The sequence below is a fragment of the Thalassospira alkalitolerans genome (genome assembly GCF_002115745.1).
Taxonomy (GTDB): Bacteria; Pseudomonadota; Alphaproteobacteria; order Rhodospirillales; family Thalassospiraceae; genus Thalassospira; species Thalassospira alkalitolerans.
On the sequence record NZ_JFKB01000001.1, the window covers coordinates 325874 to 345193 of the forward strand.

The 19320-nt window shown below is 50.1% G+C and carries 21 protein-coding genes; 8 read left to right on the plus strand and 13 right to left on the minus strand.

Annotated elements, in window-relative coordinates; genetic code table 11:
• Window position 1: 1 nt before the first annotated feature.
• From coaE to TALK_RS01470, 4 genes are all read right to left on the minus strand, one after another.
• Window positions 2–595: a dephospho-CoA kinase gene (coaE, locus tag TALK_RS01455; RefSeq protein ID WP_085615110.1), complete on the minus strand. Its 594-nt coding sequence runs from the start codon at window positions 593–595 to the stop codon at window positions 2–4.
• 31 nt (window positions 596–626) lie between these two features.
• Window positions 627–1493: a shikimate dehydrogenase gene (locus TALK_RS01460; RefSeq protein WP_085615112.1), complete on the minus strand. Its 867-nt coding sequence runs from the start codon at window positions 1491–1493 to the stop codon at window positions 627–629.
• Window positions 1494–1524: 31 nt separating this feature from the next.
• The gene (locus tag TALK_RS01465; RefSeq protein ID WP_085615114.1) at window positions 1525–2121 is read right to left on the minus strand and encodes a Maf family protein; all 597 of its coding nucleotides are present in this window, start codon (window positions 2119–2121) and stop codon (window positions 1525–1527) included.
• A 68-nt stretch (window positions 2122–2189) separates the two neighbouring features.
• Entirely contained in the window at window positions 2190–3014 is an 825-nt protein-coding gene (locus tag TALK_RS01470) for a pyruvate, water dikinase regulatory protein (RefSeq protein ID WP_085615116.1), read from the minus strand.
• Window positions 3015–3626: 612 nt separating this feature from the next.
• On the opposite strand from TALK_RS01470, the gene hemE reads away from it, so the two are divergent.
• The 3 genes from hemE to hemJ all read left to right on the plus strand — a co-directional run bounded on the left by hemE (window position 3627) and on the right by hemJ (window position 6499).
• Window positions 3627–4664: a uroporphyrinogen decarboxylase gene (hemE, locus tag TALK_RS01475; protein ID WP_085615118.1), complete on the plus strand. Its 1038-nt coding sequence runs from the start codon at window positions 3627–3629 to the stop codon at window positions 4662–4664.
• Between the two features lie 175 nt (window positions 4665–4839).
• A complete protein-coding gene (hemH, locus tag TALK_RS01480) occupies window positions 4840–5952 on the plus strand; it encodes a ferrochelatase (protein ID WP_245829623.1) in 1113 nt (370 codons plus the stop codon).
• A gap of 118 nt (window positions 5953–6070) precedes the next feature.
• Window positions 6071–6499: a protoporphyrinogen oxidase HemJ gene (gene hemJ / locus TALK_RS01485; protein ID WP_085615123.1), complete on the plus strand. Its 429-nt coding sequence runs from the start codon at window positions 6071–6073 to the stop codon at window positions 6497–6499.
• A 100-nt stretch (window positions 6500–6599) separates the two neighbouring features.
• On the opposite strand, the gene secB is transcribed toward hemJ, so the two are convergent.
• Together secB and TALK_RS01495 are read right to left on the minus strand one after the other, a co-directional pair.
• Entirely contained in the window at window positions 6600–7094 is a 495-nt protein-coding gene (secB, locus tag TALK_RS01490) for a protein-export chaperone SecB (RefSeq protein WP_085615125.1), read from the minus strand.
• A 457-nt stretch (window positions 7095–7551) separates the two neighbouring features.
• Complete coding sequence (locus TALK_RS01495) at window positions 7552–8157, minus strand: FxsA family protein (protein ID WP_085615127.1); 606 nt, start codon at window positions 8155–8157, stop codon at window positions 7552–7554.
• A 383-nt stretch (window positions 8158–8540) separates the two neighbouring features.
• Between TALK_RS01495 and TALK_RS01500 the strand changes: the two genes are divergently transcribed.
• From TALK_RS01500 to TALK_RS01510, 3 genes are all read left to right on the plus strand, one after another.
• The gene (locus tag TALK_RS01500; RefSeq protein WP_139833688.1) at window positions 8541–9275 is read left to right on the plus strand and encodes a Tim44/TimA family putative adaptor protein; all 735 of its coding nucleotides are present in this window, start codon (window positions 8541–8543) and stop codon (window positions 9273–9275) included.
• 298 nt (window positions 9276–9573) lie between these two features.
• The gene (gene mltA / locus TALK_RS01505; RefSeq protein WP_245829624.1) at window positions 9574–10827 is read left to right on the plus strand and encodes a murein transglycosylase A; all 1254 of its coding nucleotides are present in this window, start codon (window positions 9574–9576) and stop codon (window positions 10825–10827) included.
• Entirely contained in the window at window positions 10827–11192 is a 366-nt protein-coding gene (locus tag TALK_RS01510; protein ID WP_085615131.1) for a Dabb family protein, read from the plus strand. The genes mltA and TALK_RS01510 overlap by 1 nt, the downstream gene beginning before the upstream one ends.
• Window positions 11193–11363: 171 nt before the next feature.
• Here the strand turns inward: TALK_RS01510 and rlmN are convergent, their stop codons facing one another.
• The 6 genes from rlmN to TALK_RS01545 form a co-directional block, all read right to left on the minus strand.
• A complete protein-coding gene (gene rlmN, locus TALK_RS01515) occupies window positions 11364–12608 on the minus strand; it encodes a dual-specificity RNA methyltransferase RlmN (RefSeq protein WP_085615133.1) in 1245 nt (414 codons plus the stop codon).
• A 291-nt stretch (window positions 12609–12899) separates the two neighbouring features.
• Window positions 12900–13448 carry an invasion associated locus B family protein gene (locus TALK_RS01520; protein WP_085615135.1) on the minus strand — a complete coding sequence of 183 codons (549 nt, stop codon included), beginning with the start codon at window positions 13446–13448 and terminating at the stop codon, window positions 12900–12902.
• A 216-nt stretch (window positions 13449–13664) separates the two neighbouring features.
• The gene (locus TALK_RS01525; RefSeq protein WP_139833689.1) at window positions 13665–14264 is read right to left on the minus strand and encodes a hypothetical protein; all 600 of its coding nucleotides are present in this window, start codon (window positions 14262–14264) and stop codon (window positions 13665–13667) included.
• 3 nt (window positions 14265–14267) lie between these two features.
• On the minus strand, window positions 14268–14765 hold the full coding sequence (locus TALK_RS01530; RefSeq protein WP_245829625.1) for a bactofilin family protein: 498 nt from the start codon (window positions 14763–14765) through the stop codon (window positions 14268–14270).
• Between the two features lie 299 nt (window positions 14766–15064).
• Window positions 15065–15745 carry an EI24 domain-containing protein gene (locus tag TALK_RS01535; protein WP_085615141.1) on the minus strand — a complete coding sequence of 227 codons (681 nt, stop codon included), beginning with the start codon at window positions 15743–15745 and terminating at the stop codon, window positions 15065–15067.
• Between the two features lie 502 nt (window positions 15746–16247).
• Window positions 16248–16958 (minus strand): LolA family protein, encoded by a 711-nt coding sequence (locus tag TALK_RS01545; RefSeq protein ID WP_085615145.1) that lies wholly within the window; start codon window positions 16956–16958, stop codon window positions 16248–16250.
• A gap of 240 nt (window positions 16959–17198) precedes the next feature.
• Here TALK_RS01545 and gshB point away from each other — a divergent pair, with 240 nt between their 5' ends.
• Complete coding sequence (gene gshB / locus TALK_RS01550) at window positions 17199–18143, plus strand: glutathione synthase (protein WP_085615147.1); 945 nt, start codon at window positions 17199–17201, stop codon at window positions 18141–18143.
• An 80-nt stretch (window positions 18144–18223) separates the two neighbouring features.
• On the opposite strand, the gene TALK_RS01555 is transcribed toward gshB, so the two are convergent.
• The gene (locus TALK_RS01555) at window positions 18224–18520 is read right to left on the minus strand and encodes a cupin domain-containing protein (RefSeq protein ID WP_085615149.1); all 297 of its coding nucleotides are present in this window, start codon (window positions 18518–18520) and stop codon (window positions 18224–18226) included.
• 285 nt (window positions 18521–18805) lie between these two features.
• Between TALK_RS01555 and TALK_RS01560 the strand changes: the two genes are divergently transcribed.
• The gene (locus tag TALK_RS01560) at window positions 18806–19096 is read left to right on the plus strand and encodes a hypothetical protein (protein WP_245829626.1); all 291 of its coding nucleotides are present in this window, start codon (window positions 18806–18808) and stop codon (window positions 19094–19096) included.
• Window positions 19097–19320 lie beyond the last annotated feature (224 nt).

A 19320-nucleotide genomic window follows, 5' to 3' on the forward strand; every position in this document is an offset into this window, starting at 1 on the left:
ATCAGGTCCGATTTCCAAGTTGATCAACAATGTTTCGGATCGCATTAAACGTTACCGCCCGACCCAATCCTGTTGGAATAACAAAATCGGCTTTGCGGCGTTTTTCACGATCTGGCATTTGCTTACTCAGAATGGCGGAAAATTTTGCTTTCGTCATCCCCGAACGTGCCATAACACGTTGAAGTTGAATGAATCTGGGTGCTGACACTACCGCAACATGATCACAGCGTTCTTCGCCATCGGTTTCGAACAAAAGCGGAATATCAAGTACAACCAGTGATCTTCCAGCCCTGCGATAACGCTTGATGAATTTGGTTTCCTGAACCCGGACAAGCGGATGCAAAATTGCTTCTAATCGGGAAAGAGCAACAGGATCGCCAAACACCCGAGCCCCCAAAAGCTGACGATCAATTTTACCATTCTTCAGGGCATCGGGAAATGCGGCAATGACCGGATCAAATGCCGCCCCGCCCGGCACCATCAATTGATGGACAACAACATCGGCATCATAAACCGGCACCCCGAGATAACGAAACATCCCCGCTGCAGTGGATTTTCCCATGCCAATCGATCCGGTAAGGCCCAAAATCACCATTTTAAATAACGTCCTGTGATCTTAATTCGGATTAATCAGGTGAAAGAACAAAATCACGAAGTTCCGCGGTGACTTCCGGATCAATTCCAAACCAGCGATGAAAGCCCGGTCGTGCCTGATGGAGCAACATGCCTAAGCCATCAACAATCGAATTGCCGCGCTTTTGCGCCTGGGCCAGCAAATCAGTGATAAGCGGCGCATAAACAATATCGGTGACAAGAGCCGTTTGCGGCAAACCATCAAGATTAATTTCAAGCTTTGGCTGACCAACCATGCCAAGGCTTGTTGTATTAACCAGCAAGGATATATCGGCCAATGCCGCCGGTTCCAACGGCCAATCAACAACCTTGATACGCGGATCATTAATTTCAGCCGCCAGATCATCGGCGCGTTTGCGTGTGCGATTGGCAATGCGGATTTCCGGGCTGCCTTCGTCAAGCAGGGCGAATAAAACCGCCCGCGATGCCCCGCCAGCCCCCAGAACCACCGCTGGTCCAGCACAAAAATCCGCATTCGGGGCTTCCTGACGCAGGTTTTCGATAAAACCGAACCCATCGGTATTATCGCCTAGTATCCGGCCATCCTTGGCAAAAGTTACGGTATTTACCGCCCCGATCCGCCGCGCCCGATCCGACAATTCATCACATTCAGGCATCGCCATTTCCTTTTGCGGAATGGTGACATTAACCCCGGAAAAACCCAGATTGCGCAGGGAAATAAGGGCGGCCTGAAAGTTTTTGGGCTCGACCGGCAGCGGCATATAAGACCCGTCGATCCCGTATTTCGCCAGCCAATAACCCTGCAAACGCGGCGATTTTGAATGCGATACCGGCCATCCCATCACACCGGCAAGGCGTGATGTACCTGACAAAGTTTGATAGGGAATCCGAGAGGTCATGGTTAAATTTCCTGCCTGAAAATCGGTTTTGTTATGATTTAAGAATACCGTGATCACGCAAAAACCCAATCAACGGCAAAAGCGGTAACCCCAGCACAGTAAAGAAATCCCCGCGCACCTCGGTAAACAACTGCGCACCAAGACCTTCAAGCTGATAACCGCCGACACAATTATAAATCTCGTCACCACAGGCATCTAGATAATCATCAAGCCATTCTTCGGTAAAATTACGCATGGTCAGATGGGCGGTATCGATCTTGCCCCAAATACGCGATCCTTCTTTATAAACCACGGCGGCTGAAACCAATTGATGGGTCTTACCCCGCAGGGCCAAAAGCTGAGCCCGGGTGTTGTCACGATCGCGTGGCTTGTCAAACCAGATGCCATTGCATTCCAACATCTGATCCGCAGCAATTACAATGCCATCGGGCTGTTGGCGATACATACGCAACGCCTTCATTTCAGCCAGAGTTTCGGCCGCTTCGGCAGCCTTGGCCCCTTCGGCCTTCATCGATTGCTTGTAACCTTCCTCGTCAATCATCGAGGCAATGGCTTCACAATCAACACCCGCATTTTTCAGCATGGTGAAACGGGCTTTGCTGCTTGAAGCCAGAATAAGCCGGGTCATGGTCAGTATCCTTAATGCACTTAAATCAGGATCAGGTTGGTATCAAAATCAAACCTTCGGGTCAGGACCTAATGTCCGCGACGGTCATACATGGTTGCCATAATCATCGCAGCGGTTTCTTCGATGGATCGTCTGGTAACATTGATAATCTTCCAACCACGATCGGTAAAATAACGTCGGGCCTGATGGACTTCGTTACGCACGGCAACCGGATCAACATAATCACCGCCCTCGCCGCGTTCGATCTGGCGCAGGCGGTTTTTACGGATCGAAACCAATTGATCAACATCCTTGATCAACCCAACCACCAACGGCTTTTTCAACTGATCCAGTTCCGGCGGCAACGGACAGCCGGGAACAAACGGCACATTGGCGGTTTTAATGCCACGATTGGCCAAATAGACCGAGGTCGGGGTTTTTGATGTCCGCGATACGCCAACAATCACCACATCGGCTTCTTCCAAATCCCAGGCTGATTGCCCGTCATCATGGGACAGAGTGAAATCAATGGCCTCGATCCGGTTAAAGTAATCCTCGTCCATTTTATGCAATGCACCGGTCCGGCCGCGCGATTGCTGTCCCAAATAACCGGCCATCATGGTGATGGTGTTATCAAGCACATGACTGTGCGGGATCTGCAAACGACGACAGCCTTCTTCAAGCTTGCGACGAATATCGCTATCAAAAACGGTATATAAAACGATCCCCGGATTGCGTTCAATATCGGCAAGTACACGGGCAAGCTGAGCATCGGTGCGGATCAGCGACCAGACATGTTCATGGGCCCGAACATCAGGGAACTGCGCAATACAGGCGCGCGCCACCCCATCAACGGTTTCCCCGGTCGAATCAGACACAAGATGAAGATGAAAGATATTATCGTCGTCAATCATAACCGGTATGTATTACGTCCCTGTTCGAAATTTTGATCACCTTCAATCATATAAGCTCGGCAACCCCAACCCTAAATTAAACCGACGGAGTCGCGCCTGTGGATAAATGTGAATAACGGGGGCGACTCCGGCCAAATCTTTTCCACAGTTTTTATCATCCCCGTCATACATATTTTCTCAAACCATCTATCCCGCGGTGGAAAACCCGAAAATTCTTTATGTGAGAACAAGGATAACAAAGCCAAAATCAATTTAATCCCCGTTATTCACCTTATTCAAAATCGGCTTTTCCCAAGCTTACATCTGGGAGTCGTTCGGAGTCGTCCCCAGTTTTCCCCAGATCGACTTGAGATGAATCATTTTTCCCGAGTCGCAATGTGGATAAACTGTGCGTCGAATTTAATCCCCGTTATCCACAGGCATCCACTAACAAACAACATCCTTTTTTATTTAAGAAGGTTTTGTTAGAGACACGGTGGAAAAACGATCTGGAAAGGCTTCAGGACAAAATTCACGTGTCAGAGATCGGGAACCAGACAAGAGCAATCAGAACCACCGTTTTCGGGCATATTGCCTAAAACGAGCTGTTTTGATCCGTAAACAGGAAACGCTATGCCCAAACCTACAAAAACGTTTTTGCGCGCCCTTACCGGCGAAACATTACCCGTACCCCCCATATGGCTAATGCGCCAGGCGGGTCGTTATCTGCCAGAGTATCGCGCAACCCGGGCAGAAGCCGGATCGTTTCTTGATCTTTGTTATAACCCGAAACTTGCTTGCGAAGTCACCTTGCAGCCGCTTAGGCGCTATGACTTCGATGCGGCAATATTGTTCTCCGACATTCTTGTGATACCGCAGGCACTTGGACAGCATTTGGCCTTCAAACAAGGAGAAGGCCCACAGCTTGATCCCATTCGTGATGCTTCGGGTCTTGGTCGGCTTAAGGTTAATGGCATTCATGACATTCTTGGTCCGATCTATGAAACGGTTTCCAAGTTATCGGTATCTATCCCGTCCCATACGTCGCTGATCGGCTTTGCCGGATCACCATGGACGGTGGCGACCTATATGGTTGAAGGAAAAGGTAGCAAGGATTTTGCTAATATTCGTCGCTTTGCCTATGGCGATCCGACCGGGTTTGATCAACTGATTGCCATTCTGGTCGAAGCCACAACGCAATACCTTCTGAAACAGGTTGAGGCCGGTGCAGAATGCATCCAGTTGTTTGAAACCTGGGGCGGGGTTTTGTCGGAAAATGGCTTTAGACGCTGGGTGATTGAACCAACCAAAAAGATTGTCGCAAATCTTAAGGTGGTACATCCGGATTTGCCGGTAATTGGCTTTCCAAGGGGTGCCGGTTTGCATTTGATTGATTTCAAGCAACAGACCGGGGTTGATGCGGTTGGGATTGATAGTGGTGTGCCGCTAAAATGGGTGGCGGAAAACCTTCAGCCGCTTGGTCCGGTTCAGGGCAATCTTGATCCGATGTATCTGATTACCGGCGGGGACGAGATGATCACGGAAACGTGCCGTATCCTTGATACATTGGCCAAGGGTCCGTTCATCTTTAACCTTGGACATGGCATTACGCCGGAAACCTCGCCGGAAAATGTCGGCAAGCTGGTGGAATTTATCCGAAATTATCGTTGATAATTGAAATCGATCAAATCGATTGAGAAATTCAATGTATAAAATGGCTTAAACCCGTTGCGCTTCGATTCTGATCGGCCATTATGAGGTCGGGAACATGTGAAGCGGAACGGGGTTATCCAGACGTGACTTCGGGATTGCCCGCAGTCGTCACGACGCCATGAAGGATATGCCTATGTCCGAGACGAAGCGTAAAAAACGCGCAATTATTCTGTTCAATCTGGGCGGACCGGATGGACCGGATGCGGTAAAACCATTCCTGTTCAACCTGTTTAATGATCCGGCAATTATCAGCTTGCCCAATCCGTTCCGTTATTTTTTGGCCAAGCTGGTTTCAAGCCGCCGTGCCCCGATTGCACGCGAGATTTATGCTCATATCGGTGGAAAATCACCGCTTTTGGAATTGACGCGGGAACAGGCTAATGCGCTTGAAACTGCGCTAAACGGGCTTGATGACGGTTATGAAAATCGTTGTTTCATTGCTATGCGGTATTGGAAACCGTTTGCGGCTGAAACCGCGGCCGCAGTTAAGGCATGGGGCGCGGATGAACAGATATTACTGCCGCTTTATCCGCAATATTCAACAACGACCAGCGGATCATCGGTCAAGGACTGGAAACAGGCCTGTCATGATGTTGGATTAAAAACACTGATTAAAACGGCATGCTGTTATCCGACCAATTCAGGCTTTGTCCAAGCCACGGCTGAAATGGTTAAAGCCGGTTATGAAAATGCCTTGAAAAAGGCCGCCGAGCTTGGTGTTGGCAAGCCGCGTCTGTTGTTTTCAGCTCATGGTGTGCCAAAGGTCGTGATTACCAAACGCGGTGATCCTTATCAGTCGCAGATTGAAAAATCGGCCCAGGCGGTGGTGGATGAAATGGCGATCACGGATTTGGACTGGCTGGTATGTTATCAAAGTCGGGTCGGACCAATGGAATGGATTGGACCCTCGACCGAGCACGAAATTGAACGTGCCGGTAAAGATGGCGTACCATTGGTGATTGTACCGATTGCCTTTGTTTCCGAGCATTCTGAAACGCTGGTCGAGCTTGATATCGAATATCGCGAAATTGCCGATCACCTGAAAATTCCGATTTATGAACGGGTTCGCACGGTGTGTTCGCATCCGCGCTTTATTGCCGGGCTGGTTGATGTGGTCAAAGAAACCCAGGATGTTCTTGATCAGAACGGATCGGACGATTACAGCCTTGAAACGCGGGGCTGGTGGTGCCCGGACGATCATAGCTGTGCGGTAGCCAAACAACCGTCAGGTGCTGGTCGCGCCTGATTTCGTGGTCAGACTTGCCCCGCAAAAGGGGCAAGTCGTTTGGCGTGCAGGCTTTTGTGATGTAATACCATTTTCAGATAGAAAATCGATTTTCCCGGATCGAGCGTAAGAGAGAGATATGGATACCTATAGCGTCATTAAATCCCTGCATGTCATCAGCATCATTGCGTGGATGGCTGGTCTTTTGTATTTACCACGGCTTTTTGTTTATCACTGTGAAGTTGCGCCGGGGTCAGAAGCCAGCGAAAAGTTCAAGATCATGGAACGTCGGTTGCTGCGGGCGATTATGAATCCGGCGATGATCGCATCGTGGATTTTTGGTGGCTATATGATCCATGGCAGCGGTGCAATGACCGAAGGGTGGTTCCACGTTAAATTGCTTTGCGTGGTTTTGATGACCGGCATGCATATGATGATGGCGCGTTATCGCCGGATGTTTGAATCCGATGGAAACGTCAAATCCCAGAAATTCTTTAGAATTTTGAACGAGGGACCGACCATTTTGATGATTGTGATTGTCTTTATGGTGATCGGCAGACCCTTTTAATTAGGGGATGTGTTCGGATATTTTTTAAATCATTTCGATTTGAAAATAAAAAGGCCGCCAAACTGGCGGCCTTTGTTTTGGTATCGTATCAAATAGGAAATCAGGCGTTGCCCGCAGGCTCGCCTTCCATCTGTTTGGCAAACTTTTTGCGGAAAAGTTCAGCAAAATCAATCTGCTGCATCATAAGCGGCGGGAAGCCACCATCGGCCGTCAGATCAGAGATGATTTTACGAACATAGGGGAACAACATGCGTGGGACTTCGATCAGAAGAACCGGCAGGCGATGCTGTTCTTCAACATTCAGGGTCACGACGGCGCCATATTGAAGTTCGGCGATGAAGGCAACCTTGTCGGCAACATCGGCTTTGACGTTGATTTTGATGGTTACTTCATGAAGCTTTTGATCCTGAGTGGTGCGCGCCTCGACATCGACATCGATGTTGATTTTTGGCTGCTGCTGCAGGGCGACACTTTCCGGTGCATTTGGATTTTCAAACGAAAGATCCTTGATGTACTGGGTATGGATCGTGATCGGGTTGCCGGCCGGCTTCTGTTCTTCGCCGTCCTGTGCTGCACCGGTATTGGTTTCGGCCATTAAAGTCTAACTCCCTAAAATCTTGGTCTTGATCAGAAACAAGCCGTTCAGAAAACCTTCTGAAACTGGCTGATATGCTTGTTTCTGACGCCGCAACCCTGCGGCAGGTTCTATGATGGCTAGCATGTCTGTTAGGCACGGGCAAGAAAATCGCCACATGATATACGCTTGTCATAATGGCATGTCGGGGACGTAACATCGGCGCAGAACAGCGCATTTTCACAGGTCACCTGCCCCTGGTTTTCACAGACGAGATGATTGTCTAGTTACAGGATGTTCGTCAGGCTATTGAAACGACAACAGGACCCGGCATGGCCAAGGTCCTGTTGTGATGATTTTTGACGTTTTAGGATCAGGACCCTAGGCATGCGTGTTTTAGCAACAGGCCGTAAAGCAGGATGACAAATATGTTTTGCAATCAGTCTTTGCGGTTACCAGTCAAAATCACCCCTTAAAATTATTTCCGGGGGTTTTGCGGTGGCAAATTGCGTGGATCATTGTCATTGCCCGGATTTTCATCTGTGGCATTGCCATTATCATTGGAACGATCATGGGACGGTCCGACATTTTCAAAATCCCCATCAATGATCGGGCCGCTGCCCGGACGGTGACCACCCGTTGACGAATTGTTCCCGGGTGAAGCCCGGCCATTTGACGATCCCGGATTGCCATAGGTCCGACGCGAGAAATTGGTGCGGATATTGCCTGATTTAACCAGTTTCATGATGACACCGGCGCCAACGGCCTTGCGCAAGGGCGGGATCAACAACAAAAATCCCATGGTATCGGTAACAAAACCCGGGGTTAGTAACAATACACCGGCAATCAGAATACAGATGCCGTCAAACATTGCCCCGATTGGCATTTCGCCCTGATCCATCTGTGTTTGTGCACGGGCAAGGGTTTGCAGGCCCTGTGCACGCATCAAAGATGTTCCGATCACAGCCGTTAAAATGACGATGGCAATGGTTGGCCATAACCCGATCAGTTCGCCTGCCTGAATAAAGACGGCGATTTCGATGATCGGCATAGCCACGAATATAGCCAGAAAATAAAAACCCATTTTTTCTCCGCTCGGCTTTGCGTTTGGGTGACCTGATCGTGTTTGATCGATGTCGTTTTAAAGAAACATACTTTGACAGGACCGGTCCGCAAAGCGCAGTATTGTATAAATATGTTGGATTTCAGATATTTCGCTTTGATTTGACCTGAAATTCTCTTGGAATTTGACGGCAAACTATCTGCATAACTGGACGAAAATGCGGCAGTTTGCCAACATGTTCATGACGGTATTATAAGTGTCCAAACCTGCAAGGTGAAACCGATCACATTTTTTGTGCGATCCACAGTTGCCCTTGCATTCGCGACGGTCCATACCATTTCACGACAACGGTAGTTTTGTTGTTATCGGCGTTTTTTGAAACCTTACAGATCAAGAGTTCGGGCTTGCAGTATTTCGATATCATCCTTTTCGCATTGATCGCTGTTTTTCTGGTGTTGCGTTTGCGCAGTACCCTTGGCCGTCGTAATGGCGAAGAAAAACAGGGCCCAACGGATGTCTTTGGCCGTCGTCCTCACGAGGATGACAGCAATGACACCGCCCATGGTGCCGGTGCTGCCAATGGCGCGCCGCAACCATCAGACAATGTTTATCGCTTGCCCGATGCCGATAAGGCGACGGGTAAGGATCAGGGCGGTGTTGCCCCAGATAGCAGCGCGTTCGGTGTTTTGCAGGAAATTCAGAAAACCGATCCCGATTTCACCCAGCAGGATTTCCTGAATGGGGCGCGGATGGCGTTTGAGATGATTGTCGAATATTTTGCCAAGGGCGACAAGGATGGCCTGAACCCGCTTTTATCACCCGAGGTTTACAAGAATTTCGCAGCGGCGATTGATGCGCGCGCAGAAAAGGGTGAACAGGAAGAAACCACGCTGGTTGGTATTAAAAGTGCCACCATCGATGATGCCAGCTTTGAAGGCCGGACGGCTTATATCACCATCAAATTTGTGTCCGAGGAAGTATCGGTCATTCGCAATAATGATGGCGATGTGATTTCGGGTGATCCCAATAAGGTGGTCGAGGCCGAAGACCTTTGGACGTTCGCACGCAATATCGAAAGCCGCGATCCTAACTGGTTGCTGGTTGCGACCGAGACCCCCGATGAAGAAGCCGCGAAATAACCAAGCGGCTTTAAGGCAAAGTCGCCAGATTGCCATCCGACCGGATTTTCGGACATTGTTTGGCGCGGCTATAACGGCCAGAATTTTTGCAAGACAGATATGATAAAGGCGATCCAATCGGGTCGCCTTTTTTTGTTGGTTTATGGGCATTTCAGACGATTTGATTATCGGCTTGTTAAACATGTTTTTGCACAATCGCGCCAGATAATCCAAACCAGCAGCATGCCGATAAAAATGCTGTCAGGGTTTGATCACGATTTTGCAGATAACAGGTTTTACCTTGAAAAGACGTTTGATTTTGTCACGCCTTCTTTCATTTTTGTCGGTCTTTGTCGGGGTGCTTGCCGCCCTGATCTGGATGTTTTGGGCCGATATCGCCGTTTTTGTAGGCATTGGTGAAGTGCCGGAAAAACCGGCTGATGTGTTGACATTGGAACCAAGCGATTTTAGTCGGCTTGACGGGTGGCGCACAGATGACATGCGCGCCAGCTTAAAAGCATTTCAGCGATCCTGTGTAGCCATGGTTCGGCGCGATGATGATCGTGATATCGGGCCGGATGCACGAATGGGGACAATTGGTGACTGGCGCGCATTATGTGAAACTGCGCTTTCTCTTGACGTTGCGACCATTCGATCAGAAGACGCCCGAACTTTTTTCCAAAGCGGATTCAAGCCGTATTTGGTGGGAAATAACGATAATCCCGAAGGCTTGTTTACCGGTTATTTCGAGCCAGAATTGCGCGGCAATTTGACACGTGAAGGTGCTTTTCAGACCGCGATTTATTTAAAACCCAATGATATGGTTTCGATTGATCTGGGGGCATTTCGCGAAGATTTAAAAGGCACCACCCTGATCGGGCGGCTGGATGGCAACAGGGTAAAACCCTATTACGATCGGGCATTGATTGAAAAAGGCGCGCTTTCGGGTCGTGATCTTGAAATGGTTTGGGTTGATGATCCGGTGGATGCGTTTTTCCTGCAAATTCAGGGATCGGGTCGGGTTGTTTTGCCAGATGGCAGTGTGTTGCGCATCGGATATGCCGCAACCAACGGGCACCCGTATTTTGCCATCGGGCGTGAATTGATTGCGCGCGGTGAACTGACACGTGAAACCGTATCACTGCAAACCATCCGGCAATGGTTATCCGATCATCCTGATCAGGCCGATGACGTGATGAATACCAATGCATCCTTCGTGTTTTTCCATCCGCTTACAACCGATCCGAATGATCCCGATGCCGGGCCGCTGGGGTCGCAGGGGGTTGCGTTGGAACCGGGCCGGTCATTGGCGGTGGATCGACGGTTCCATGCGATGGGGGTGCCAATCTGGCTTGAAACCGATGATGCGATGAATGTCGATGCCAGATTCCACCATTTGATGGTTGCACAGGATACCGGTGGTGCGATTCGTGGCCCGGTACGCGGCGATATCTTTTTCGGGCCGGGCGAAGATGCGGCCCTTCATGCCGGGCATATGAACCGCAAGGGTCGGAAATTTATCCTGTTACCGGCATCAATCGATCCGATTAAACTGGCGGAGGTCAAATCCTGATGTTGCGTCACATCGTTCTTTTGCAGATTGGTGATCAGGTCGGGGCCGCGGAAATTGTGAGCCTGATTGATGAATTAGCGGCAGTTGCCTTTGAAATCCCGGGAATAGTGGCCTTTGCCGGGGGTGCCAAAACCCAGGGAAGTGGCCTGAGCCAGGGTTTCACCCATGCGCTTACCATTGATTTTATCGATGAAACCGCACGCGATGCTTATTTGTCCGGATTGGACAAGGATGATGTCGGTCGGCGGATATCGGAAATGACTGTCGGTGGGCTGGGCGGTGTTCTGGCGATGAATATCGATATCTCGGATATGAAATTTCCTGATGATATACCACCAAAGAAGCTTCAGGCGAAATGGGTTTGAATTCAATATAGAATTATATAAATGATTTTATATCAAAATAACTGCCCTTTTCTTATAGTCAAAAATCCTAATCAGAAATTTGTCGTGTTGCGGGTTATGTGATCAAGCGCACAAAAGAAAACGGGCAGGTTAACCTGCCCGTTTGGAATACTTTGCCAATTATGGTCTGGCTTATTGGGCGGCAACCACATTCGCAGCATCATCGCCTGATGCTTTGGCACAGCCACCGGCACGTGATTTGCGCTGGCGCTGGCTTTCGGATTTTAACTGACCACAGGCGGCCAGGATATCGCGGCCACGCGGCCAGCGGATCGGGGCTTCGTAGCCGCATTCAAGCAGGGTATGGGCGAATCTTTTGATATCGGCGGTCGGTGTGCATTCATAATCCGAACCCGGCCATTTGTTGAACGGGATCAGGTTGAATTTGCAATGAACACCTTTGACCAGTTTGGCCAATGCGCGCGCATGTTCGGGTTTGTCATTCACGCCTTTCAGCATGACATATTCCATGGTGATCGGGCGTGAATTGGCCATGCCGGGATAATGGCGGCAGGCATTCATCAGTTCTTTAAGCGGGTATTTCTTGTTGATCGGCATAAGTTCATTGCGCAAATCATCATCAGGCGCATGCAAGGAAATTGCCAGACCCACACCGAGCTCTTCACCACAACGAACTATTTCCGGTACCACACCGGATGTCGATAGTGTGACACGGCGGCGCGAGATCGAAATACCATCGCCATCCATGGCAATTTTCAGGGCTTCGCGGACGTTTTCATAGTTAAACAGCGGTTCACCCATGCCCATCATGACGATGTTCGACAAACGGCGGATGCCATTTGCCGGGGTTGGCCATTCGTTGTAGCTGTCACGGGCGACCATGAACTGGCTAACAATTTCGCCCGGGGTCAGGTTGCGCACCAAAAGCTGGGTGCCAGTATGGCAGAATTTACACGTCAGGGTACAACCGACCTGAGATGAAATACATACCGCACCACGATCTTCGTTGCGATCGGGGATATAGACGGTTTCGGCTTCGTTGCCGTCGTGGAATTTCATCAGCCATTTATGGGTATCGTCCGAGCTTTTCTGATCGGCGGTTAAAACCGGGCGGCCGACATAATAATCCTGTGATAGACGATCCCGCAGCTTTCTGGAGATATTGGTCATATCCTCTATATCACGGACACCGCGGTTATAGATCCAGTTCCACATCTGTTTAACGCGAAACTTGCTTTCGCCCATATCGCCCAGAAGTTCGGTCAGTTGATCCCGCGATAGACCGACCAGATCACGACGTCCGTCGGCAGCCTGCCCATTGGCGGCGCGCGTAACGAAATCGGTCAGGTTCGGGCCACTTTGGCTTGATGCGGCGGCGGTATTTTGGGTCGCGTTTTCGGACAGGACGTCGGTCATCCCGGGCTCTCTCTTTGGTTCTGGCAATTATGCGGTCTTGTCTGCTGTTTGTATGCGTTTTGCAGCATTTGATCATTTTCGGCCATTTTGGGCCGTTCTGAACGGTTTAACACCGGCGGGAACTATAACAGATTTCCCGAAAAATGCTTGCCGTGCATAAACCTTGGCCCCGCATATAGCGGGGCCGGGGCAATTTACAAACGATAAAATTCACATTGCTGCTATTTGTCAGGCTTGACGCAGATGCGCAAATCCCCTTTGGCAGCAGCAATTTATCGGATACCAGCGCGATCAGTTGACCGGTTTGGTATCGCAAGCCTTTGATATCGCGTTATAGGCCGAGGTAAACCCGGAAAGCGAATATGTATCGGTGGTTTTCGTCCCGCGCGATGAACTTCCGACCACAACCATGTTGCTGCCCGACTTCATCGCACTAACCAGTTTGCGATCTTCTTCGCCATTTACGGCCCAGGCTGAGTCTTCATAGGTGAACAGCTTGAACTTTTTGGAATCGATTCGAAGATCAACATCACTGTCTTTTTGATAGACATAACCGGTGATGAAGCTGACTTCGTTAAACAGTTTAAGCGCCGGGCGATGGGTGACCATGACATAGATTTTGCCACGTTTGGTGTAATCACCCTTGGCCGAGGTTGGCTGACTACCGATATAGCAAACTTTTTTGCCTTTTTCGGTATAGCTATAGGCTTCCCATTTTCCATAGACATCAATCAGCTGCGGCGCATTTTGCGCAAGCACAGCCTGGGATACCAAAGCAACGATGATGGCAGCAGCACCTGCCATCGAATTTCTGACAAGACGATGGGCGTGTTTTTTCATGGGCTCGCGTATCGTGTCTGAAGTTTCGGGACGAAAACGTTAAACCCGCCGGATTTGGCGGATCTACGCAGATCTAAAAGGAACTTTACCCAAGGGTGGCGTGAAAAGGTAAATATTCGACCAAGGAATTGAAGCAGTTCGGAAAATTCGGCAAAAATTGCGGTTTATGTCATTTTCCGAGACGTTATTTAGGCAGGCTCAACCGTTTTGAGGTCATCAGCCGTTGGCGGATCGGCTTTTAAGGACCTGATCAAGGCAATCTTGTACTGAAATTTTGTCGGCACTTTTGCGAAGACGGGCCAGCATATGGGTCATTTTACGGGTTTCGCCCTCGGTCCCCGGGAAAAAGAACGCATCAAAGGAACATTCATCAGACCGGTATTGCCAGACACGTGTTGGCCCTTCGCCGCGGATCATTTCCGGCGCGCCGATTTGTGATTTAACCGCGGTTTCGGAAAGACCCATCAGGGTTTCGGCCTTGATCGATTTGATCGGCCTTGGCGGAATAGCAACGGTTTTGCGCGCTGAACCCGGTTTGGCCGATCTGGTGGTTGTTGTCACGCGGGTAGATGCAGAAGTCGTTGTTGAGGCTGAGGCCGAGGTTTTGGGTGGAATGTTTTGGGTAATGCTTGGGGTGCCGCTGGATGCGGTCCCATAGGCCTGATTGGTGTCGCCGGGCAGGACGGCATTGCCGCCACACGCCACAAGCGATGTCGCCATCAGCGCCATCGCGCAAATAATCCCGGCGGAGCGCAATGCGCTTCGCCGGGGCAGGACCGAAGTAATTTGAAACGATGTGCGGTTTGTACCGGTCACGGATCAGTTATCGTCGCTTTTGCGCGGAATGGTGATCGCGGCCGAGTGACCGGTACGGCTGGTGCCGTCGTCACTGCCTTCGACATATTCCAATGCGCCTTTGATACGGGCCCCGTTTTCGATCTGAAGCGCACCATAGGTGATTTTGCCGTTAATATCGGCCGAACCAATAATGATGACACGCCGTGCTGTCAGGTCACCTTCGAAGGTGCCGCTGATTTCGGCTTCGTCAACCTGTGCGGTGCCGACAAAGGTGCCACCCTGGGAAACTTCAAGACGCGAGCAATCTTTGATCTGTGCTTCGACATGGCCTTCGACGACCAGAACGTCGCATGATCCAATTTCACCGGCCAGGCGGATATCGCGGCCAACAGTCAGTTTTTTGCCTTCGGCGTTACTGGCGGTGGCACTTGGGCGGCCAGCACTGCCACGGGTCGGAATTTCAAGCGGGCGCTTCGGGATTTCCGGGCGGAAGTTGGTAGAATGTGGTTTGCTGGACATTTGCGGTTGTTCCTTTGTGCGCGGCTGGGTGAACAGCTGCGGCTCTCTGCGTTTTTCTGTTTTGGTGGCGGTAACATTTCTGGCGCTTGCATTTTCACCCGATACCGGTTTGATCGGCAAGGAAGCTGCGCTGTCGGAAAGACCGCCGGAATTTAATTTGGATGATGTATCCGACGAAGCCGAGCTGCTGTCGACTGTTTTGTTGGCTTTTTTCTTTCCGAACATGGGCGTAACCAAATCCTTGTCTTTCAGTTTCGTTTCGGTTGTTCGCAATTGTACCTGAATCCGCCAAAAAAGCGTCAGGTGGTGATTCGGTTTTCAAACGCACCCAAACGAACAGAGTAATGCACCATAAAGGCCGTTGCTATGATCGGTGCCACAAGATTAATCAGTGGCACAGTCATCAGGAATGTCAGGCCGACCCCGGCAATCCAAAGTTTTGTCTGATGGTTTTTGCGAATGGCATTCACCGTGCGCACATCATAGCGACGTGCAGCGACCAGTTCAAAATATTCGCGTGACAACAGATAACCATTCATTCCGTAAAACGCGATGACATAGACCGGACCCGCCAAAAGAAGCGGCAGTATCAGGACGTTAAGCGCCAAAGCTGTTAAGGCAAATTTCAGGCCGCTGATCAATGCCTCGGTGATGGGTTGCGGGCGGGTATCGGGAAGTGTTGGGTAATATTTGTCTTCGACCGCATCGGCAATCTGATCAAGCAGCAGGCTTGAAATCAGGACCGTGGCAGCCGGGAACATCAACAAAACCAGAAAAGCCAGACCGACGCCAAGCAACCAGTCAGCCGCTGTTTCCAGCCAGCCGCCGTCGGTGAAAAACGTGATTGAATTCAGTCCGAAACCAATCAGCAACCAAAGCCCGACAATGGTTGCCAATGCCCCGGCAACACCAATTAAGACGACCTTGCGAAAACGCGGGTCGGAAAACTGGGAAACGGATTTTAGAAAGTCATTGATCATGGGGATTGTTGGTCCTGCACGCGGATAAAAATGTCAGATGAAAGCAATCATGCCAGACATTACTAGGCAATCAAAATTAACAGGCGGTGAAATCAACATGGTGTTTGGAAGATTTTTATCCCAAGCGTCGGATATCGTAAGCATTGGGCAAAAAAAAGGCGTCCGGCCAGGGGGGAGAACCGGACGCCAGCGCTCCGATGATCTGGAGCGTGAGGAAAGGTAGGGGAGACCTGTTCCTCACACTTGGTTCCCAAATCAAATTTCAGGAACCTTGTGACAGCTTTTCATATAGGAAGTGCAAGCCCCGTCTGCCATAGATCATAACGTCATATCAGCCATAAATTTTAGGTATGGCTGTAAAATTTTGCGCTTTGATTAATCGTTGCGAAACCATAATATTTGCAAAGGGTTGAATCAGAAAGCTTAACCGTTCCATCAGACCATTTTGATCTTGTTGCAAAGTCAAACGGGTTTAATTTGCAATTGCTGTGAAAATTGGTGATTAGCCGCGTTGGCCTGGCCAGATGCGTTCAAATTTGAACAATTCCGGATCAAGCGAGATGCCTTCTTCGGTGTTAAACAGGGTGACCGTTGTTTCGATCCCGGTGGGGTCGGTGACGATCCACTGACGCAATTGCATCGGGTTTTCCTGAAACACCAAGGTGACACTTCCGGCACCCGGGTCAGTTTTGCGCACCAGTTCAACCCGAATGGTTTCGGCCGTCCGTTTGAAATCAACAACCTTGACATCACGGGTCAGCGAAACATCTTCGGCCAGGATCAGACCGGCCGGGGTTTCATCGATATCGAAATAGGTCGGTGCGTTGATTTCCTTGTCATAATAGATGAAATCATGACCGGTCGCGACCAGCAGGATTTGCGCCGGTGGATTATATTCAAAGCGCATTTTGCCCGGGCGCTGCATGTAAAGCTTGCCCTCGGCGGCACCGCCATCGGACGAAATCTGAACGAAATCGGCCCTTAATGTGGTGATGGCCCCAAGATAGTTTTCGATCTTGTCGATGGTTTCCTGATCAATTTTGGCCGCGGATTTATCATCCGATTGCGCCAAGGCACTGGTGGGTGACAGGTTGATGGCGACAGGTGCGGCAAAGATAAAGGCCGCAGCACAAGCAGACGCCAGCGTCGTGGTGTGAAAGCGCAAGCCCATCTGTTTAAAGCCGAATTTGCCGAATTTTCTAAAGAAACCCATCGTAACGCCTGTTTGCCTATTTTAAAAATCCGTTGATCACGATTGCGAAACAGGAATGGCGAATGGTAAAAATTCAGCCAAATTGTAACCAACCACAATAGAAACAACATATCGCATCATTTGGCCGTGAAGGCCAGCCGGGTCAAGCCACGCCTGCAAATGATCACAATTGGCCGGTTTTGGCCGCATTTGCGTTCGTCGTTGCCCTGAGCCAGACCCGGTAAAAGGAGAAAGCGTTCTATGAGCCGCATCGTCGCCATCCAGATGGATCCGATTGAAACAATCAATATCAAGGGCGATTCCAGCTTTGTCATGGGGCTTGAGGCCCAATCGCGCGGTTATGAACTGTTGCATTATCATCCCGACGATATGTTTTATGACCGCGGCCGGATCAAGGCCGAGGTTCGCCCGCTGACGCTGCGCTATGAACATGGCAATCATTTTGATTTCGGCGAGGCCAGGATTATTGATCTGGCAAAGGAAACCGATGTGATCCTGATGCGCCAAGACCCGCCGTTTGATATGAATTACATCACCGCGACCCATTTGTTGGAAGCGATTCATCCGGAAACCTTTGTGGTCAACCATCCGGGTCATGTGCGCAATGCGCCGGAAAAGGTGTTTGTCACCGAATTTCCCGATTTGATGCCGCCGACCATGATCACCCGATCGGCGGCGCGCATTCGTGAATTTCGCGAAGAATACAAAGACATCATTGTCAAACCGTTATTTGGTAATGGCGGTGCGGGTGTGTTTCACCTGAAACCGGGCGATGAAAACCTGAATTCACTGTTGGAACTATTTGCCGCGCAATCGCGCGAACCCTTGATGATACAGGCCTATTTGCCCGATGTACGCAAAGGCGATAAACGCATCATTTTGGTTGATGGCGTCCCGGTCGGTGCGATTAACCGTGTCCCGGCCGAGGGCGAGGCACGATCAAACATGCATGTCGGCGGGATTGCCGAAAAATCGATGCTGACCCCGCGTGAACGCGAAATCTGCGACCGCATCGGGCCAGAGTTGAAAAAACGCGATCTGATCTTTGTCGGGATTGATGTGATTGGCGATTATATGACTGAAATTAACGTCACCTCGCCGACCGGGCTTCAGGAAGTGAACCGGTTTGATGGCGCGAAACTTGAATCCCTGATCTGGGATGCGATTGAAACGCGGATATCATAATCGGTTCTGATCAAACAAAGATCAGGAAAGATTTCCGAAATATCGGGCAGGTGCGATTGTGGGACCTGCCCGGTTTTTGCTTATGGTTTGAGTTCAACTTCAACAAAAGTGAACGCAAACGGGTTGTCATTAATGACATTATGGGCAACGCCGGTTTTGCGGGCATAGGATTGTCCAGCTGTTAGTTCTGATGTGACGACACTGCCATCATGCATTTCGATGGTCAGGGCGCCGGTGGTCATCGGGACGACGACATAATCCATTTCATGCACATGGCCGCCAGTTTCCGCACCGGGCGGAAAATGCCATTCGGTGACCCTGACGGTGTCGTCATCGACCTGAACCGTTGGAATGGCTTTGGGGCGCTGTGAAACCAATGACTTTCTCCTATTCAAATTTAATCTACCTGTTTTACAGGTAGAACCGCATCATCATATCGCATTGCAATATATGAGCAATCACTTGATTGAGCGAAATATTTGGACATCGTGCAAGGTGAATACCACCTGATTCGTCCGTCCGACATGTGATGTATTTCGACTTCATCTGTCAAAATGGATGGGTTTGAGGTATGAGCGGCGTTACGTGTCTGATGCGCGATGGATCGCAATCGGATATGATAGAACCCAATGCCGCGATTATTCGATAGTTCAAGGAACCAGATGACCGTAATTACCAAAGCCATGCGTGAACGTGCCTGGGCAAGGGCCGGAAAAATTCAGGGCGAGGATTCCGCCGATGTGCGCAAACACCGCGCTAGCGGCATCACGATGAAAAAAGAAAGCTTTGGCAAGTTTCGTAATTTCGGCTGGACTGTCGTGGACGGTGCGGCTGTGCCGTGCCGTAAGGAATTCCTGCCGCCGCGTGATGAAGAAGCCGCGGTGGGCGACGTGGGGAATGCGGATGACGCCGTTTCCGATGAACCGGAAAAATCCCCGGAAGCAGACGCATAACCTTTGTTTTTCTGGACGTATTTGACATCTCGTCACGTATCAAATCGTGAATGACGGTGATTAGACGTGTCTTGATTGTTTGGTCGGGTGATGAAGAAATATCACTTTAACACGGATTGATCCGATCTTTTGCAAAAGACACCGGCGTGCGGGTTCGTTCCTGATCTTGCTTGTCCCTAATCCCCGTTCTAATCCACTGGCATTTAACGACTTGTTGCCTTGAT

Bases quoted from the DNA above. Each gene is read 5' to 3' on its own strand.
- coaE (WP_085615110.1), bottom strand. From the start codon at position 595: ATGGTGATTTTGGGCCTTACCGGATCGATTGGCATGGGAAAATCCACT.
- TALK_RS01460 (WP_085615112.1), bottom strand. From the start codon at position 1,493: ATGACCTCTCGGATTCCCTATCAAACTTTGTCAGGTACATCACGCCTT.
- TALK_RS01465 (WP_085615114.1), bottom strand. From the start codon at position 2,121: ATGACCCGGCTTATTCTGGCTTCAAGCAGCAAAGCCCGTTTCACCATG.
- TALK_RS01470 (WP_085615116.1), bottom strand. From the start codon at position 3,014: ATGATTGACGACGATAATATCTTTCATCTTCATCTTGTGTCTGATTCG.
- hemE (WP_085615118.1), top strand. From the start codon at position 3,627: ATGCCCAAACCTACAAAAACGTTTTTGCGCGCCCTTACCGGCGAAACA.
- hemH (WP_245829623.1), top strand. From the start codon at position 4,840: ATGTCCGAGACGAAGCGTAAAAAACGCGCAATTATTCTGTTCAATCTG.
- hemJ (WP_085615123.1), top strand. From the start codon at position 6,071: ATGGATACCTATAGCGTCATTAAATCCCTGCATGTCATCAGCATCATT.
- secB (WP_085615125.1), bottom strand. From the start codon at position 7,094: ATGGCCGAAACCAATACCGGTGCAGCACAGGACGGCGAAGAACAGAAG.
- TALK_RS01495 (WP_085615127.1), bottom strand. From the start codon at position 8,157: ATGGGTTTTTATTTTCTGGCTATATTCGTGGCTATGCCGATCATCGAA.
- TALK_RS01510 (WP_085615131.1), top strand. From the start codon at position 10,827: ATGTTGCGTCACATCGTTCTTTTGCAGATTGGTGATCAGGTCGGGGCC.
- rlmN (WP_085615133.1), bottom strand. From the start codon at position 12,608: ATGACCGACGTCCTGTCCGAAAACGCGACCCAAAATACCGCCGCCGCA.
- TALK_RS01520 (WP_085615135.1), bottom strand. From the start codon at position 13,448: ATGAAAAAACACGCCCATCGTCTTGTCAGAAATTCGATGGCAGGTGCT.
- TALK_RS01530 (WP_245829625.1), bottom strand. From the start codon at position 14,765: ATGTCCAGCAAACCACATTCTACCAACTTCCGCCCGGAAATCCCGAAG.
- TALK_RS01535 (WP_085615141.1), bottom strand. From the start codon at position 15,745: ATGATCAATGACTTTCTAAAATCCGTTTCCCAGTTTTCCGACCCGCGT.
- TALK_RS01545 (WP_085615145.1), bottom strand. From the start codon at position 16,958: ATGGGTTTCTTTAGAAAATTCGGCAAATTCGGCTTTAAACAGATGGGC.
- gshB (WP_085615147.1), top strand. From the start codon at position 17,199: ATGAGCCGCATCGTCGCCATCCAGATGGATCCGATTGAAACAATCAAT.
- TALK_RS01560 (WP_245829626.1), top strand. From the start codon at position 18,806: ATGACCGTAATTACCAAAGCCATGCGTGAACGTGCCTGGGCAAGGGCC.